The sequence below is a fragment of the Corynebacterium sp. HMSC05C01 genome (assembly GCF_001807155.1).
In the GTDB taxonomy this organism is placed as follows: Bacteria; Actinomycetota; Actinomycetes; order Mycobacteriales; family Mycobacteriaceae; genus Corynebacterium; species Corynebacterium coyleae.
On record NZ_KV787969.1, the window covers coordinates 44,267 to 58,690 of the forward strand.

The 14,424-nt window shown below is 55.8% G+C and carries 15 protein-coding genes and 1 tRNA gene; 8 read left to right on the plus strand and 8 right to left on the minus strand.

Features of this window, described 5'->3' with window-relative positions; all coding sequences use genetic code 11:
• Positions 1-49 precede the first annotated feature (49 nt).
• Positions 50-123, plus strand: a tRNA-Leu gene (locus HMPREF3145_RS09145).
• 130 nt (positions 124-253) lie between these two features.
• Here the strand turns inward: HMPREF3145_RS09145 and HMPREF3145_RS09150 are convergent.
• From HMPREF3145_RS09150 to HMPREF3145_RS09160, 3 genes are all read right to left on the minus strand, one after another.
• Positions 254-1,195, minus strand: a complete 942-nt coding sequence (locus HMPREF3145_RS09150; RefSeq protein ID WP_070422933.1) for a hypothetical protein — start codon at positions 1,193-1,195, stop codon at positions 254-256.
• Positions 1,196-1,333: 138 nt separating this feature from the next.
• Positions 1,334-1,762 (minus strand): hypothetical protein, encoded by a 429-nt coding sequence (locus HMPREF3145_RS09155; protein ID WP_070422934.1) that lies wholly within the window; start codon positions 1,760-1,762, stop codon positions 1,334-1,336.
• Complete coding sequence (locus HMPREF3145_RS09160; protein ID WP_070422935.1) at positions 1,762-2,091, minus strand: hypothetical protein; 330 nt, start codon at positions 2,089-2,091, stop codon at positions 1,762-1,764. The genes HMPREF3145_RS09155 and HMPREF3145_RS09160 overlap by 1 nt, the downstream gene beginning before the upstream one ends.
• A gap of 468 nt (positions 2,092-2,559) precedes the next feature.
• Between HMPREF3145_RS09160 and HMPREF3145_RS09165 the strand changes: the two genes are divergently transcribed.
• The 3 genes from HMPREF3145_RS09165 to HMPREF3145_RS09175 all read left to right on the plus strand — a co-directional run bounded on the left by HMPREF3145_RS09165 (position 2,560) and on the right by HMPREF3145_RS09175 (position 6,260).
• A complete protein-coding gene (locus HMPREF3145_RS09165) occupies positions 2,560-4,017 on the plus strand; it encodes an Eco57I restriction-modification methylase domain-containing protein (protein WP_141740854.1) in 1,458 nt (485 codons plus the stop codon).
• A gap of 10 nt (positions 4,018-4,027) precedes the next feature.
• The gene (locus tag HMPREF3145_RS09170; protein ID WP_070422937.1) at positions 4,028-4,963 is read left to right on the plus strand and encodes a BsuBI/PstI family type II restriction endonuclease; all 936 of its coding nucleotides are present in this window, start codon (positions 4,028-4,030) and stop codon (positions 4,961-4,963) included.
• 103 nt (positions 4,964-5,066) lie between these two features.
• Positions 5,067-6,260 carry a tyrosine-type recombinase/integrase gene (locus tag HMPREF3145_RS09175; protein WP_168162463.1) on the plus strand — a complete coding sequence of 398 codons (1,194 nt, stop codon included), beginning with the start codon at positions 5,067-5,069 and terminating at the stop codon, positions 6,258-6,260.
• 709 nt (positions 6,261-6,969) lie between these two features.
• Here the strand turns inward: HMPREF3145_RS09175 and HMPREF3145_RS09185 are convergent.
• Together HMPREF3145_RS09185 and HMPREF3145_RS09190 are read right to left on the minus strand one after the other, a co-directional pair.
• On the minus strand, positions 6,970-7,401 hold the full coding sequence (locus HMPREF3145_RS09185) for a hypothetical protein (protein ID WP_070422940.1): 432 nt from the start codon (positions 7,399-7,401) through the stop codon (positions 6,970-6,972).
• 91 nt (positions 7,402-7,492) lie between these two features.
• Positions 7,493-9,115: an SWIM zinc finger family protein gene (locus tag HMPREF3145_RS09190; protein WP_141740855.1), complete on the minus strand. Its 1,623-nt coding sequence runs from the start codon at positions 9,113-9,115 to the stop codon at positions 7,493-7,495.
• A gap of 70 nt (positions 9,116-9,185) precedes the next feature.
• Here HMPREF3145_RS09190 and HMPREF3145_RS09195 point away from each other — a divergent pair, with 70 nt between their 5' ends.
• The 4 genes from HMPREF3145_RS09195 (at position 9,186) to HMPREF3145_RS09210 (ending at position 12,549) form a co-directional block, all read left to right on the plus strand.
• Positions 9,186-9,809: a hypothetical protein gene (locus HMPREF3145_RS09195; RefSeq protein WP_070422942.1), complete on the plus strand. Its 624-nt coding sequence runs from the start codon at positions 9,186-9,188 to the stop codon at positions 9,807-9,809.
• 90 nt (positions 9,810-9,899) lie between these two features.
• On the plus strand, positions 9,900-10,808 hold the full coding sequence (locus tag HMPREF3145_RS09200; protein WP_070422943.1) for an ABC transporter substrate-binding protein: 909 nt from the start codon (positions 9,900-9,902) through the stop codon (positions 10,806-10,808).
• Positions 10,809-10,810: 2 nt separating this feature from the next.
• A complete protein-coding gene (locus HMPREF3145_RS09205) occupies positions 10,811-11,776 on the plus strand; it encodes an amino acid ABC transporter permease (protein WP_070422944.1) in 966 nt (321 codons plus the stop codon).
• A 20-nt stretch (positions 11,777-11,796) separates the two neighbouring features.
• Entirely contained in the window at positions 11,797-12,549 is a 753-nt protein-coding gene (locus tag HMPREF3145_RS09210) for an amino acid ABC transporter ATP-binding protein (RefSeq protein WP_141740856.1), read from the plus strand.
• A gap of 50 nt (positions 12,550-12,599) precedes the next feature.
• Here HMPREF3145_RS09210 and HMPREF3145_RS09215 read toward each other — a convergent pair whose 3' ends face one another.
• The 3 genes from HMPREF3145_RS09215 to rsmD are packed head-to-tail and all read right to left on the minus strand — an operon-like array spanning position 12,600 to position 14,408.
• Complete coding sequence (locus tag HMPREF3145_RS09215) at positions 12,600-13,343, minus strand: sulfite exporter TauE/SafE family protein (protein WP_311524002.1); 744 nt, start codon at positions 13,341-13,343, stop codon at positions 12,600-12,602.
• 2 nt (positions 13,344-13,345) lie between these two features.
• Entirely contained in the window at positions 13,346-13,825 is a 480-nt protein-coding gene (coaD, locus tag HMPREF3145_RS09220) for a pantetheine-phosphate adenylyltransferase (RefSeq protein ID WP_070422946.1), read from the minus strand.
• Between the two features lies 1 nt (position 13,826).
• Positions 13,827-14,408: a 16S rRNA (guanine(966)-N(2))-methyltransferase RsmD gene (gene rsmD, locus HMPREF3145_RS09225; RefSeq protein ID WP_180949979.1), complete on the minus strand. Its 582-nt coding sequence runs from the start codon at positions 14,406-14,408 to the stop codon at positions 13,827-13,829.
• Positions 14,409-14,424: the final 16 nt, after the last annotated feature.

Sequence of the window (14,424 nt, forward strand, 5' to 3'; positions counted from 1 at the left end):
ACCTGCGATTTCACACATCGGGGTGAACTGCGATACACTTTCGCGCGTCGCCCCAGTAGCCCAATTGGCAGAGGCAACGGATTCAAAACCCGTCCAGTGTGAGTTCGAGTCTCACCTGGGGCACAAAATAGCAGGTAGGCCATACATCATAGGTTTGAGACAGGGGATCACCCTTCTAGAACCCTTCTATATAAACCTGCTGGTAGACAAGAACCCCGTTGGTGATTCCCAACGGGGTTTCCTGCATCTTTCCCTAGCTAGAGGCCGGTTGAAACTCTTGCTCCCTTGGCTTCTCTACGCCGAACTTAGCCAGGACTAGATCGCGAAGAACTTCTACAGGTTTTCCTTCGTCCATCAGTAGGACTCGATCTACACGGCGAAGAAACGCTCGCCTTAAAATATCAGGATGCCCGTTATAGAGGGTCCATGGTGGCAGGTTTGAGATTATGACGACTTTGGTGAACATAGCTGTCCGGTTCGCGTATCTGGCAGGCAGCTGTAGTGGGTAGACGTCCAACAAATTGTTTAAGTCCGTCAGCCCAAGCTGACCCGTAAACTCGTCTAGAACAAGCACATCTTCAGCTCCGTAAGAATCATACGGGTGGTTGTAATCTGTGACTCGATAGAGATCTGGGAAATTGTCGTAAACCCAGTGCGTCTTTCCGGTACCTGGTTCGCCGTAGAGATAAGTAACCTGGACGTCACGCATGATGCCGCGAGCATTTCTTCGATCACGTGCAGAGACCAATTCTCGAACGTAGGCTTGCATCCTCGCAGCCTCTGGAAAATTAAGTAGCACTTGGTCTACCGATTGATTTTCTTCTAAGATGGCTTCACGAATCACCTCGACATCTTTGCGTCGGCCCTGCTCGTTGGATATGACGATCCGACCATTTTCCAGCGGGGCCTCATCTTCCACACGCGAATCTTCCTTTGTGACATATTCAGCCGCTTGTCTTAGGCTTCCTGCTCGTGGCTCAATATGCGCTTTGGGGATTAGATTCTTAAGCGTGGTGAAGCGAACTGCATGTGGATTTTCAATGAGAATTTGCCAATGGCGGTACCCAGATTTCCCTTCCTCAAGCTGGCCCATGTAGGTATAATTCGAAAGAGCCTCCTCAACGTATTCGCGGTCATAATCTTTGGCTGGAATAGTCAATAGCCAAGATCTCGATTGCTTGGTTTTTTCGCTCATTTTTATCTTTCCTTTCATCAAAACTACGTTCTATCTGCGCTGCGACAGCGACAGAAGTGGGGGGTAACACTAGCCCCCACTTGGCCCTCGCCAGTCGATGCTCGCTCCGCTCGCATCTCCCAGCTCGGGCCAACTCATTTACAGGATTCGCTGCTTTATCACCCGGACCTCGACGGTGCCTCCGCCACGCTTCTCGATTTCAGCTCCATAGAATGGCACCTGAGCAACAAGCGCATCGACAGATTTCACTAGCCGAGCTGTATTTAGGTAGGGATGTTGTATCTGGTACACGAGCCCTGGCAGATTATGCTGACGCCGAATGGTCGGTGGTAACCCTTCCGGCATCAACCCCGCGCGCTCCCAAGCCGCCAAAGAATTTGGCCCGGGCTCAAAGACGTCTTCAGGCCTCTGAACTCCTCGCTCACTTAGTGGTGTGCCAAAGATTCCATTGATTTTCATTCGCCAGTGTTCTCTGGCTTTTGGAAAACTGCCGAACTCCGAATAGAGAGCGAGGGCGAATACACTAGCTAAAAACAGATAGATGACGATCATGATCGCGCTGATCATTACGCATCACCGACCTTCTGAACTTGCGTCGCCCAAAGGTATATTCCCGCTGCGCTTCCAGAGGAATAGGCACCTACGTGCAGATCAACAAATTGCGCTCGGTCGCCATCCCTGAGCGCCGGCTTCTTATCGGCGACAACCGTCACTCGTTGTTCTGTGGCTAGCCTCCCAAAAGGCACTATCACAGGGACCGTCCACTGGAGAATCCCCTGAGCTGTCTTCTGCTCACCGTCTTTTCCGGTCTTCGGCGATACCTCGCCATACACCTCGGCACCTTGAAAGAACGGGAGCAGAGGTGTCATGCTGCTAGGAAAAACTGTCTTGGTCATTTGAAAACCTTTCCGGCACCCAGATTGCCGTTGTCTTTGCAGGCATCAGTCTGCGTTAGGAAGACATGCCTGCGCTCGATGTTTTGCGCCCAACATCTGGGATTGAAACGCCCCTTTAGTTTACTTCAGCCATCATTGCAACTCGGAACAAATTTCCACCTAATTTTGGGTGTAGTTCCGGACGTTTGGGAAACAGGTCCCACAAGCGGGCATAATGGGTTTTCGAGCGTTCGAAAAATACTCAGCACAGACTCTCAAATGCTGCGAAAAACAGCAGACGGTTGCGCGAAAGTCCGTGTTGCCCGCTGCGAACGCAGGCTGGAAACGCGAGTAGCTCCACTCAGCCCCACCGAAGATTGGTGCCCCCTAAGAACCGAATCTCAGTGGTGAGGTGTTTCGGCGAATATAGACCGTCGACATCCCGGACAAAGCGTAAAGTGTTTGGGGATTTGAAGAAAGATGTGAATTTTGAACCTATCGGACCTGGCAGAAACTCACCGGATAAATGCCACACTTGAAATCGGTTTAGACCATCTCTCCCAAGAGGAGCAGTTTTTTACGCCATGGGAGGTCGCTGCGCTCATGGCTGAGCGACTGATCCCTGACCCTCACCTACCTTCTTCCGTCAGGGTTCTCGACCCCGGAGCAGGGCCTGGAATCCTTTCAGCTGCAGTTGTAGAGCGGATCACGTCACTTTGTCCCACTACCGAAATTCACATCACAGCTGTGGAAAAGGATGCCACGCTAATCCCCACGCTGACGGACACCCTCAAGGCCTGTGTTGCCTTCAATCCACGGGTCACCTATTCGGTGCACAATGCTGATTTCATCTATTGGGGCTCAGACCAGCAGGATCTCTTCAAGGAAGCATCTGAGGCAAGAAAATATGATCTCTGCATCCAAAACCCTCCCTACGCAAAACTCCCTGCAAAGTCCCCAGAATCCACTCACCTCAAAGCTGAAGGCATCCACGCCCCAAACCTTTACGCCGCGTTTTTGGCCATAGCCAAAACCCTCCTCGCAGACCGTGGCAGACTCACCGCAATCACCCCACGCTCGTTCTACAACGGCACATACTTCACCCGATTCCGGCAGTTCATGTTCGACACCACCAGTATCGAATCCATCCACACCTTCGAATCCCGCAGAGAAGTTTTCAAAGACACAGGTGTACTGCAAGAGTCGATCATCACCACGTTCATTTCCAGCAAGGAAACTCCCGAAAACGTTGAACTTTCCACCTCGCGATCCCAAGCCCACGATGTGACCTCACGCACCGTCGATTACAACGCAGTCGTAGTAGGCGGTGTCATCTTTGTTCCCGCCACCGACAAAGATGAAAACGCTGTTGCATGGATGTCCAACGTCACCGCAGCCCTTGCCGAGCTGCCGTTCAACGTTTCTACAGGCCGAGTCGTTGACTTCCGATCACGTGACAAACTCGCCACAGAACCAACCGACAGCGCTGTCCCAATCGTCTACCCGGCACACTTCAACCAACAAGGAATCACCCACCCCAAACCGACCGTCACCAAACCCCAGTACTACATGTCCGATGACATCGAGAGTGACAAGAATCTTGTCCCCGCAGGTTCCTATGTTCTCGTGAAGCGTTTCAGTGCGAAAGAGGAAAAACGACGAATCGTTGCCGCAGTTTGGAACGGACCGACCGCAGCGTTTGATAACAAAACAAACTTCTTCCACCACAATGGCCAAGGGCTCGACCAGGAATTGGCGATTGGTCTTGCAATATGGCTGAACTCCACCTATGTCGATGATTTTTTCCGCGTGTTTTCTGGGCACACGCAGGTCAACGCAGGCGATCTGAAAATGATGCCTTACCCAACTGTCGAACAGCTTCACGCTCTTGCGGCACTACAAAACACATCACCCGATGAAGCCGTTTCCACGGTGTTCGGAAGCTAGCCTGTAGTACATGGCTACCCTTGACGAGGCGAAAGATATTCTCACCCAGCTTGGATTCGACGCGAAAAGAACCAACGATATTTCCGCACGAACCCTTCTCGCGTTGGCCCATGTTGATGAAACCGACTCGTGGGCGGACGCCACCAACGAGATGTATGGAGTCCGTGGGCTGATGGATTTCATGCGTTCTAGGCTCGACTATCCAATCGCGGAAAATAGCCGCGAGACAGTTCGCCGTTTCGTGCTGAAACAGTTCGGTGAGGCAGGATTCGTCATTAAAAACGCCGACGACCCGTACCGACCCACAAACTCAAGCCTGAACAACTACAAACTCACCCCCGAAGCACTAGAAGTCGTGCAATCCTATGCCTCGCCGGAGTTCGATTCGGTCGTTGAGAGATATTTGGCTGAGAGGCTCACCCTTATCGAGCAGCATCAAGCGGCCCGCCAACGAGGGAGGTTTACAGTGACCCTTCCAGGTGATGTAGACCTCACGCTGAAAAAGGGCGGACAGAATGAGCTGATCAAAGATATGGTCGAGAAGTTTTGCCCGCAGTTCATTGACAATGGCCGAGTGCTGTATATCGGGGATGCCGATCAGAAACTGGTGCATTTCGATTCTGACACGCTTGCAAATCTTGGGGTTGAGCTCGATGAACACGGCAAAATGCCCGATTTGATTGTGTACGAGCCGTCCAAGAATTGGCTGTATCTGATGGAGGCCTGCTCAACTCATGGGCCTGTTGACCACTCTCGATACAGGGAGTTGCACGAGTTGTTCGGTAGCTCTTCTGCGGGTCTTGTGTTGGTGTCGTGTTTCCCCGATAAGCGGACGATGCGGTCCTATTTGCTGGATTTAGCTTGGGAAACTGAAGCGTGGGTTGCGGATGAGCCGACGCATATGATCCACCTTGATGGGCAGAGGTTTCTAGGTCCATATAGCTGAGAATCAATTCCCCCGAAAGAGAAGGGCCGCCGTTCCTTACCCAAGTGACATGGGGATTTGGAGAACAGGCGATGGGGAATCTAAACCGTGTAATATTTACTTCATGCCAAGACCTCGTTTAATGCTCGGACAAGTTGGATCAATCCGCGTCGCCGAACGGCCGACAACCGGAACGTCTGCCCCCTTCGTAGCAACAGCCTGGCTTCGCCGCCTGGACGGGAAGAAGGTACGGCTCGAAGTCTGTGGATCTTCCGTATCCAATGCCCGGCAAAACCTCCTTGAACGCGCACAAGCCAAGAAACATGAAGGCACGTCAAATGCAACGAATCTCACTGCTTACTCGACATATAAGGAGGTAGTGCTTGAGTATCTCAATTTCGAGCGGCGCGACGACCGGATCAAACCCCAGTCAGTTGACCGCTATGAATCGATGGCCAAGAACCACCTCCTACCCTCGCTCGGTGAATTCCTACTTCACGAGCTAACTCGAGCTGTCGTCTCAAACTTTGCTAGAAAGCTCCCTCCGAGCACTGCCCGTGAGTGCCGCAAGGTTTTTCGCAATAGTTGGCGATGGGCTCAAGATGAGAACCTGGTTGATAGGGACTGTCCTTGGGGCGACATCGTTCTGAAGTCCTCTACGCCTCTACCCAAAAAGCGAGATGACTACGCAACTCCTGAGCAACTCCTTAAGCTCAGAAGGATTGCAGATGCAGATTCGCCCTTCATGGCAGCATTTATGAGGACTTCCATGGATACTGGAATGCGCATCAGCGAATTGCTAGGGCTTTCACGGGCTGACATCGACTGGGAGAACGCTACGCTTACAGTGCACTCTGGCGTTGTCCACCAGAAGGGGCGTGGGCTCGTGCGCGGCGACACAAAGACCCACTCCTCTGTGAGAGTCTTGAAAATTACAGACGCGACCCTAGTGAAGATTTCCGAATTAGCTGAGCATCTAGACGCAATGTGCCATTTCGAGGCAGATCCAACCCAAATTCCTTTGCTTTCTATTGACGGAAAATTCAATTACCCCAGCTCGGTCAATAAGCGTCGGCGGGAAATGTTGGCGGGGACTGGCCTGGAAGGCATCACGCCGCACACCATCCGCAAAACTATCGCCACGGTAGTTGCTAATGCGACGAAGGATCATGAAGCAGCGGCTGAAATTCTGGGGCACGAAAACGTCATGGTTACGGGCCGACATTACTATCAGCGCGATACAGGTCCCAGGGATGCAACCGGAGCCATGGAAAAATTCCTCGAATCAGGTGGACAGAAGCAAATTAGCCCTTCTTAAACCCTTCTATTTGCCCAATCGATTCCTCACGCGAGCCGTGGGCACCTACCCTTAACCCCTGTACAGAATGGCCCCTGTAGCAAAGGTAACCCCGATCAAGCGCCTTTCCTATACCCGTCCAGTGTGAGTTCGAGTCTCACCTGGGGCACCACTCGGGAGGGGGTTTCGGAAAAGTTTTCCGGAACCCCCTCCCCTTTCGTTTTCAGCAAGAAGTGACACGGCTTGCTGGTAAACATCGCTTTCCTAAACCTCAAAACCCGGAAATTCACCACCAGGCCGAGTCGGAAGCAAGCAACGACACGTTGACAGCAGCACAGGAGATCGCGGTCGCCAATGGTGGTCCGGCCCCGCCCCGCATGAGGCGAACCAAGAGCGCTATAGAGAATTAGCGGAGGTAATCGAGTACCAGCTCACTGAGACGAAAACGGCATAAGCGAAAGGAAGAACGAGCGGAACGAAGGCACCTATAGCAATACAGACCGCAAGCAAGCCGACGGACTTAAGTCCACCTTTGAGCTCTGTAGATGACGCAACGAGAAGCACTGTCGGTATGGCAACGACGAAAAGAAGAGCGATGAGCAGAAGAGCAGGCGCCCCGTGTAAATACCCCGCAAGAAGAGTCCCGATGCCCGCGCAAATCCACAAGAGCTTTTGCAAACTCACAACTCGTACCTCCGGCTACTTGTTAGGCGTATTTGCACGAGTCTAGTTAACCCTTCTTTTCCTTCCTGCGGGCTTCTCTGCGTTCGCGGCGTCGAGCGCGTTTGGCTTTGCGGATATCGACGACCCAACACGGTACGAACGGCCACGGAAGTGGAATCCCGAACGCGCCCGTAAAACCAATGATTCCGATGCCCCCGGCAGCCATGCATAAAACAAGCAACACCGTTTCAACAGGCTCGGGAAGGTTCATAATTCCGAACAAAACGAAGGCACTGGCAGTACCAATAACCAGCGATCCGTAGGGATAGACGAAGAGCGCGCCATCGCTCTCTGAACCGTTTACATCGCCCTCGTCGTACCATTCCTCCGTTTTGGGCGCCCTTCGCACGCCCTGGATGTAGAAGGTCCAGCAAGCGATCATCAACAGGACTCCACCGATACAGACCAGCAGCACAGTAATATCAAGATCCCTGCTCATAGAGTATGACCTCCAAAGCTTGAGTGTCAGGTACCAAACAAGCTACCAGCGTCTGATCAAGCAAGCTCGGGAGCAATTTGAAGGTTCGCGGCTAGTTGATCAGGCCGTAGCTGCGCCAAATCTTGAGCATCTTAGGCCGGTTTTTGTAACGGATGGCTAGCTCTTCCATCTTTTCCAGCACTGCCTTACGCGCGACTGGATCGGCCGGGAAGCAGTTGATGATTTGCGTCGCCGATGCGGCAGCCTGCTTGTACGCCCTGTCGCCACTTGCCCGAGCAATGTGCTCAGGTTCCCTGAGCATGATTTCAAGTGCACGTTCCGGGTCGTGACTGGATAGCACTGAACGGGCGAATTCAAATGCAGAGTGAACGTCGGCCTCGTCGCCATCTACCACCGACAGGCCCAATTCCGGATCGTTGAATCTCATTGCCGCTTGCAGGAGCATCACGTCTCTGCCCGGGATGCCCTCTGGGATGAGGTCGATCACGTCTTCGGTCACTCCCGGTCCATGGATCACGCGGTCAAATGTCACTGTTCCCGGGTTTTCTTTGAACTTTTCAATGCGGTAGTCCAACAACGCTTTGTCTCCCAGGTAGGCGCGCAATCGGTTTTCAAAGAAATCGATTTCGTTCCACTGGATCGGTGTATCCCACTTCGAAAGGACTGCTTTGACCTCATCTTTCCTGCCCCGTGACTCATAGAACTCGATGAGGTCCTTCACGGAGTTACCGTCGAGCAGTATTGATTCGATCTGGTCGTCGTCGCCACGCAAGAATGCAACATCGAGGAAGAGCGCCTTGGCACCGTACTTCGGTGGATTCGCCTCAAAGGCTGCGGCGATTGATTCGACCGCATCAGCGCCGAGAAGTCCCGCGTAGGCCCTCAGATCAGGCTCAACAAACGGCGCTTCCAGTGTCTCCTTCACCAACCACTTGGCAAGTTTTTGTTGGTCCTCAACGCCGTCAGCGCATGCTCGCGCGTGCAGGTCGAAGCATCGATGCAGCTCGTCGCCGAGCATCCCGGAAGAATCATCCGCACGTCCCAAAACCGCATTCAACCTCGTGATCGCGCGCTCAATTTGGGGGCGTACTGCGACGCCACGGTGCTCATCAACGTACGCCTCCACCACGTCAAGGGCATCGCTCCAGTGCCGTGCGAGTTCCATACTTTGCCAATAATCCCGAAATCCACTGCTCTTCCGCGATGCAGCGGTGATCGCCGATTTCACGTGTTCACGGACTTGTTTGTCATCGCCCGAACTCTTCAAGGCGTTAAACTCCAGCATCTCTTCGACCTCTGGAATCTGCCGCAGATGGTCAATGAGTCGCCGCAGTTCATCTGGGCTGGCAGAATCCACGTAGGTGTCCACCGCGTCTGGAGCCGACTCGTTGGAGGTAGCAGAGGAATCGGTAACCGCGGAATCGTCGAACGAGAGCTCGTTCGGGATGAGCAGCGCAAGTGCGACTGCCACCGCGTGTTTACACCATTGCGTGCCCACCGGGCAGTCGCACGTAGTGCCAACCCGATCCCCTTGCACAAACAATGTCGTTCGGTATGTCCACGTCCCTTGGACTGCGGCCTGAACTTCAGATTCAGTATCGCTAAGGATGGTGACATCTGCGGAGGAGATTTTTTTCCCTCGGTTAAATGCTCCTGAACCTGCGGCGTCTTCGATGGTTTCTTCTGTCAGCCAGCCCAAAATGGTGGTAGTCATTTCGCCAGTCTAACGCAGGTAGAGAAGAGCAACATGGGCATTAGGCGATGGCTTGGTTAGACTACGGCGCATGCGCCAGACCTATATCGCCGGCTTTGTCGCCGGAGCACTCATGTTGACCACGCTGACGGTTCCCGCACATGCACAGGAAGGGGCAGCGCAAGAGGACGCTCCAGTCTCCCCGAGCAACGCGCTGAAGGACACCATCGATTCGTTTGCTGCGCTGTCTGACGCGACCAGCTCGGCAAAGAAGGACGCTGAGAGCAACAAGGACAGCACAGACGGCAAGGACTCCAAGGACAAGCCGAAGGGGCTCATCGAGGCTCTTGAGCCGAACCCGGAGAAGGATCCGATGTACATCGATCCGGAGAAAAACCCGCTGAAGAAGGTGTCTAGCTCCGAGATGTTTACCGAGTGGACCGACGACATGGAAGAAGGCGAAGGCAAGGAGGTCGTCCAAGCTTGGGCAAGGGGCTCTTCCATCCCGGATACTGCTAACCCGGTTGAGCTGTGGAAGATGGAAGCCCAGGGCTCCGCAAAGATGGGCAAAGGGCTTTTCACCGGCGATTTCGCCCTGAGCTCAGAAGGATCCAGCCAGCGTACTTCCGTGTGGATCCCGGTCGTCCTCGGCATGATGGTCATTGGCCAGATCATTGAGCTGGCTATGCGTGGTATTCGTATGGCAACACAGTAGTTTCTACTGCTCGGGCGGTGCGTTTTATCATCCCGCATTCGGCGCGTAATATACGGGACTACGCAAGTATTCATCGTATGCGGGAGACCAATGCATTACCCACCCCACGCAAAGCGGCGTCTTTTCGCCGCTGTGCTCGCCGCGGCCCTGCCGCTCGCGGGCTGCGTTACTAACACAGAGGGCGGCAACCCGGACGGCTGGGAGCCGATCGTTCCGGACGCCGTACCTGAGATTGCGGCGATGGTGCCGCCAGAAATTGCCGCAGACGGCGTGCTCAACGTCGGCGCGAACCCACCGTTCGCCCCGTTCGAGTTCAAAGACTCCACCGGGCAGGTCATCGGTGTGGAGATGGACATTGCCCGTGCACTCGCTGGTGTCATGGGGATGGACTTCGATGTTGCAGACATGGACTTCTCGATGATCCTGCCCGCTGTCTCCAGTGGCAGCCTCGACGCCGGTGCTTCAGGTTTTACCGATAACGAGGAACGCCGCCAGACCTTCGACTTCATCAATTTCCTCTACGCGGGTATTCAGTGGGCTGCCGCTCCTGGCGCCGACGTGGATCCGAATGATGCGTGCGGTTTGACGGTCTCGGTGCAGCGTACGACGGTTTCGGAGACCGACGACGTTCGTCCGAAGTCAGAAGCCTGCGAAGCAGCGGGCAAGGACCCGATTACTGTGCTTGCCTTCGACACAGCAGACAACGCAGCGCTTGCAACGCTTGTCGGGCGCGCCGATGCTTACAGCGCCGACTCCCCTGTTACCGCGTGGGCTGTGGAGCGCTCCGACGGCAAGATGGAAATGATCGGCGACATGTTTGACGCCGCGCCGTACGGCATTGCTGTGCCGAAGGGTTCTGCGCTTGCGCCGGCGATGGCTGCCGCGATGCAGCACCTCATCGATACCGGCGATTACCAGCGCATCCTTGCGCAATGGAATATCTCGACAGGTCTGCTCGACCAGGCTTTGATTAACGAACAACCAGTGGGAGAACACTAAGCATGAGCACCCCATATTCCCAGTACGTCGCCTCTCAGGGCGAACGCAAGCGTCCTGAGCGTATCGAGGCGAAACCGTTGCGCCACCCTGGACGGTGGACGCTCGCAGTGATTCTTGTGCTGCTTGTGGTCTGGTTTGTCATCGGCGCGGCCCGAAACGAGGCTTACGGCTGGGACATCTACTTCCAGTACCTGCTGGATACCCGCATCGCTATGGCGGCCCTGCACACCATTGCAATCACGGTGCTGGCGATGCTGCTCGGCGTTGTCGGCGGTGTGCTGTTGGCCGTCATGCGCATGAGCCCGAACCCGGTGTTCAAGACGGTGGCGTGGGTGTTCCTGTGGATCTTCCGTGGTACCCCGGTCTACGTCCAGTTGATGTTCTGGGGCTTGATTGGCGCGATCTACGACTCGATCAACGTCGGCTTCGCCCAGATTCCGCTTGAGCCGTTTACCTCTTCAGCGTTTACCCTGGCCGTTGTTGGCCTCGGTTTGAATGAGGCCGCCTACATGGCAGAGATCGTCCGCTCCGGTGTCTCCGCAGTGCCGGAGGGCCAGGTTGAGGCCTCGAAGGCATTGGGCATGAGCTGGGGGCAAACGATGACCCGTACGGTGTTGCCGCAGGCAATGCGCATCATCATTCCGCCGACCGGCAACGAATTCATCTCCTTGCTCAAGACATCTTCGCTCGTCGTTGCTGTGCCGTACTCGCTTGAGCTTTACGGCCGCTCGATGGATATCGCCGCCGCCCTGTTCCAGCCAGTACCGCTCCTTCTGGTGGCTGCGACCTGGTACCTGGTGATCACGTCGTTGCTCATGGTCGCCCAGCACTACCTGGAGCGCTACTTCGACCGCGGCGCCACCCGCCAGCTCACTGCTCGCCAGCTCGCCAGCCTGGCTGACGCCGAGGGCACCATTCCGAACAACGTTGAAATTGTCGAAGAACCGCAGAAGAAGGGACAGCGCTAATGACCGTCAAGGAAACTCCTATGATCCAGGCGGTAGATGTCTGGAAGTCCTTCGGCAGCCTCGACGTGCTCAAGGGCATCGACCTTGAGGTCGCCCCCGGCGAGGTGACGTGCCTGATCGGCCCGTCCGGCTCTGGTAAGTCCACGCTGCTGCGTTGTGTGAACCACTTGGAAAAGGTCAACGCGGGTCGTCTGTACGTCGACGGCGAGTTGATCGGCTACAAGGAGCGCGACGGCGCACTCTACGAGATGAGTGAGAAGGACGCCGCCAAGCAGCGTCGCGATATTGGCATGGTGTTCCAAAACTTCAACCTGTTTGGCCACCGCACGGTGCTGGACAACATCATCGAAGCCCCGGTGCACGTCAAGGGCCAGCCGGTTGCAGAGGCCACTGCGCGCGCGAAGGAGCTGCTTGCGATGGTCGGTCTTGAGTCGAAGGCTGACGCGTACCCGATCCAGCTCTCCGGTGGTCAGCAGCAGCGTGTGGCAATTGCCCGTGCGGTTGCAATGGATCCGAAGCTGATGCTTTTCGACGAGCCCACCTCCGCCCTCGACCCCGAACTCGTTGGCGAAGTGCTGCGTGTGATGCGCAAGCTCGCCGATGATGGCATGACCATGCTGGTGGTCACTCACGAACTGTCGTTTGCCCGCGAGGTCGCAGACAAGGTCGCGTTCATGGATGGTGGCCAGATCATCGAGAACGGCACACCGGAACAGGTGCTGGATAACCCGCAACACGAGCGTACGAAGTCGTTCGTCTCCACGCTGTTCTAGCCGGACACTCCCTTACACGAAACGGCCGCCCACATCCGGGCGGCCGTTTTTCATCCATACAACAAGCCTGCGAGGCCGCGGACTAGTGTGGTGGCGCCTCCGAAGAACGCAAGCCCGAGCGCGATGCGGTAGGCCTTCGCGGACGGTACGTGCGGGGCCAGCCGCTTTCCCGCGGTGATTCCGAGAAGCATGCCGCCAAAGGAGGCGACCCACAGCCAGGGGTTGATCGAGGAAATATCCGCCGCACCAGAGAGTTCCTTTGCCCCGAACGACAGTGCGCCGGCGACGAAGAACAACGGCTGCAAGGTGGCGGCATAGATGCGCTGTGGCCAACGTGCCGCGTGCGCGTAAACGGTAAATGCCGGCCCGGCAACGCCTGCGAGGGTGTTCATGAACCCGCCGACGGCGCCAGCGGCAGCTGCAGGAACCACACCTTCGATCTGAGGCACGTAGCGCTTGCCCAACGTCACCACTGACAGGGCGATGAGTAACAGGGCACCGACGATGATGAGCAGGGCGCTCGTCGATACGTGAGAGACCACCCACACCCCGGGAAGCACGCCGATGATGAGCGCGCCTGCGATCGGCCAGAACTTAGACCAATCGATGTCGCGGCGCATCCCCCAGGTGTTAAACACCGCATTGACCATGGCGATAACGTTGATCATGAGCACGCCAACCACAGGTCCCAACAGCAACGAGAGCACAGGCCCGGTGATCAGACCCAGTCCCATGCCGGAAATGCGCTGCAGCCCAGCGCCCATCACAACTGCGAGCGCGACGGCGATCAACACGATCAATTGCTGAATTTCTCCCGAATCGCGTCGTGGACGCTCTCCGGCACGAGTCCGGAAATGTCACCGCCGTACTTCGCAACCTCTTTGGTTAGCGAGGACGAGATGTAACCGTACTTCTCATCCGTCAGCAGGAAGTAGGTATCCACGCCGGTCAGGCGTCGGTTCATCTGTGCCATCGGCAGTTCGTACTCGTAATCGAGCGAGGAGCGCAAGCCCTTAATCAGCGCGCTGATCTCGTGCTGGGTGGTGTAATCGACCAATAGGCCCGCCCAGCTATCCACGCGAACGCCCTCAAGGTGTGAGGTGGCTTCGCGGATGAGGTCGACGCGCTCGTCGATAGTAAACAGCCCCGACGTCTTCGTTGGGTTGCCAGTGACCAGCACGATCACTTCGTCGAAATGACGAAGGGCACGGGTGACAATGTCGAGGTGCCCGTTCGTGATCGGGTCGAACGAGCCAGGGCAGACTGCGATGGTCAATTTAGTTGTCCTCTGCTTCCGGGTCGGCGTAGACCGCCATATCCATACGTGCAATACCGTAGATGCGACGCTTGAGCTTCTGGCCGGTCGGGGTGAACTCCGCAGGCCATGCAGTCTCCGGGCTTTCGCGGTGGCGTTCAACGACAACCACTGCCCCATCCGCCAGCGCAGGTTTGAGGGCCTCGACCATCTCTGCGACCGCCTCGTCGGCTAGTTCGTATGGAGGGTCTGCCAGCACCATGTCGAAGTGTTTCTTCGGCGCCGATGCAACGTAGGTCGACGCCTTCATCTGGTGGATGTGCACGTTGGGGTGCTTGACCACGCCTGCGTTGTATTCGATGATTTTCGCTGCCTCAGGGTCGCTCTCCACCAGCACGACCTCTGCCGCACCACGCGACGCGGCCTCGAGCCCGAGCGCACCCGAGCCTGCAAACAGGTCGAGCACATGCTTATCGACGAACCCGAAACGCACCTGCAACGACGAAAACAGCCCCTCGCGGGCCCGGTCGGATGTAGGTCGCGTTCCTGCCGGCGGCACTTTGATCTTTCGGCCGCGGGCTTCTCCCGAAATGATGCGGTTCATTCCCATAATTTTAACC

Excerpts from the sequence above, each read along its gene's own strand:
- rsmD (WP_180949979.1), bottom strand. The coding sequence starts at position 14,408 with ATGAACCGCATCATTTCGGGAGAAGCCCGCGGCCGAAAGATCAAAGTG.
- HMPREF3145_RS09190 (WP_141740855.1), bottom strand. The coding sequence starts at position 9,115 with ATGACTACCACCATTTTGGGCTGGCTGACAGAAGAAACCATCGAAGAC.
- HMPREF3145_RS09150 (WP_070422933.1), bottom strand. The coding sequence starts at position 1,195 with ATGAGCGAAAAAACCAAGCAATCGAGATCTTGGCTATTGACTATTCCA.
- HMPREF3145_RS09175 (WP_168162463.1), top strand. The coding sequence starts at position 5,067 with ATGCCAAGACCTCGTTTAATGCTCGGACAAGTTGGATCAATCCGCGTC.
- HMPREF3145_RS09160 (WP_070422935.1), bottom strand. The coding sequence starts at position 2,091 with ATGACCAAGACAGTTTTTCCTAGCAGCATGACACCTCTGCTCCCGTTC.
- HMPREF3145_RS09185 (WP_070422940.1), bottom strand. The coding sequence starts at position 7,401 with ATGAGCAGGGATCTTGATATTACTGTGCTGCTGGTCTGTATCGGTGGA.
- HMPREF3145_RS09195 (WP_070422942.1), top strand. The coding sequence starts at position 9,186 with ATGCGCCAGACCTATATCGCCGGCTTTGTCGCCGGAGCACTCATGTTG.
- HMPREF3145_RS09155 (WP_070422934.1), bottom strand. The coding sequence starts at position 1,762 with ATGATCAGCGCGATCATGATCGTCATCTATCTGTTTTTAGCTAGTGTA.
- HMPREF3145_RS09205 (WP_070422944.1), top strand. The coding sequence starts at position 10,811 with ATGAGCACCCCATATTCCCAGTACGTCGCCTCTCAGGGCGAACGCAAG.
- HMPREF3145_RS09170 (WP_070422937.1), top strand. The coding sequence starts at position 4,028 with ATGGCTACCCTTGACGAGGCGAAAGATATTCTCACCCAGCTTGGATTC.
- HMPREF3145_RS09210 (WP_141740856.1), top strand. The coding sequence starts at position 11,797 with ATGATCCAGGCGGTAGATGTCTGGAAGTCCTTCGGCAGCCTCGACGTG.
- HMPREF3145_RS09200 (WP_070422943.1), top strand. The coding sequence starts at position 9,900 with ATGCATTACCCACCCCACGCAAAGCGGCGTCTTTTCGCCGCTGTGCTC.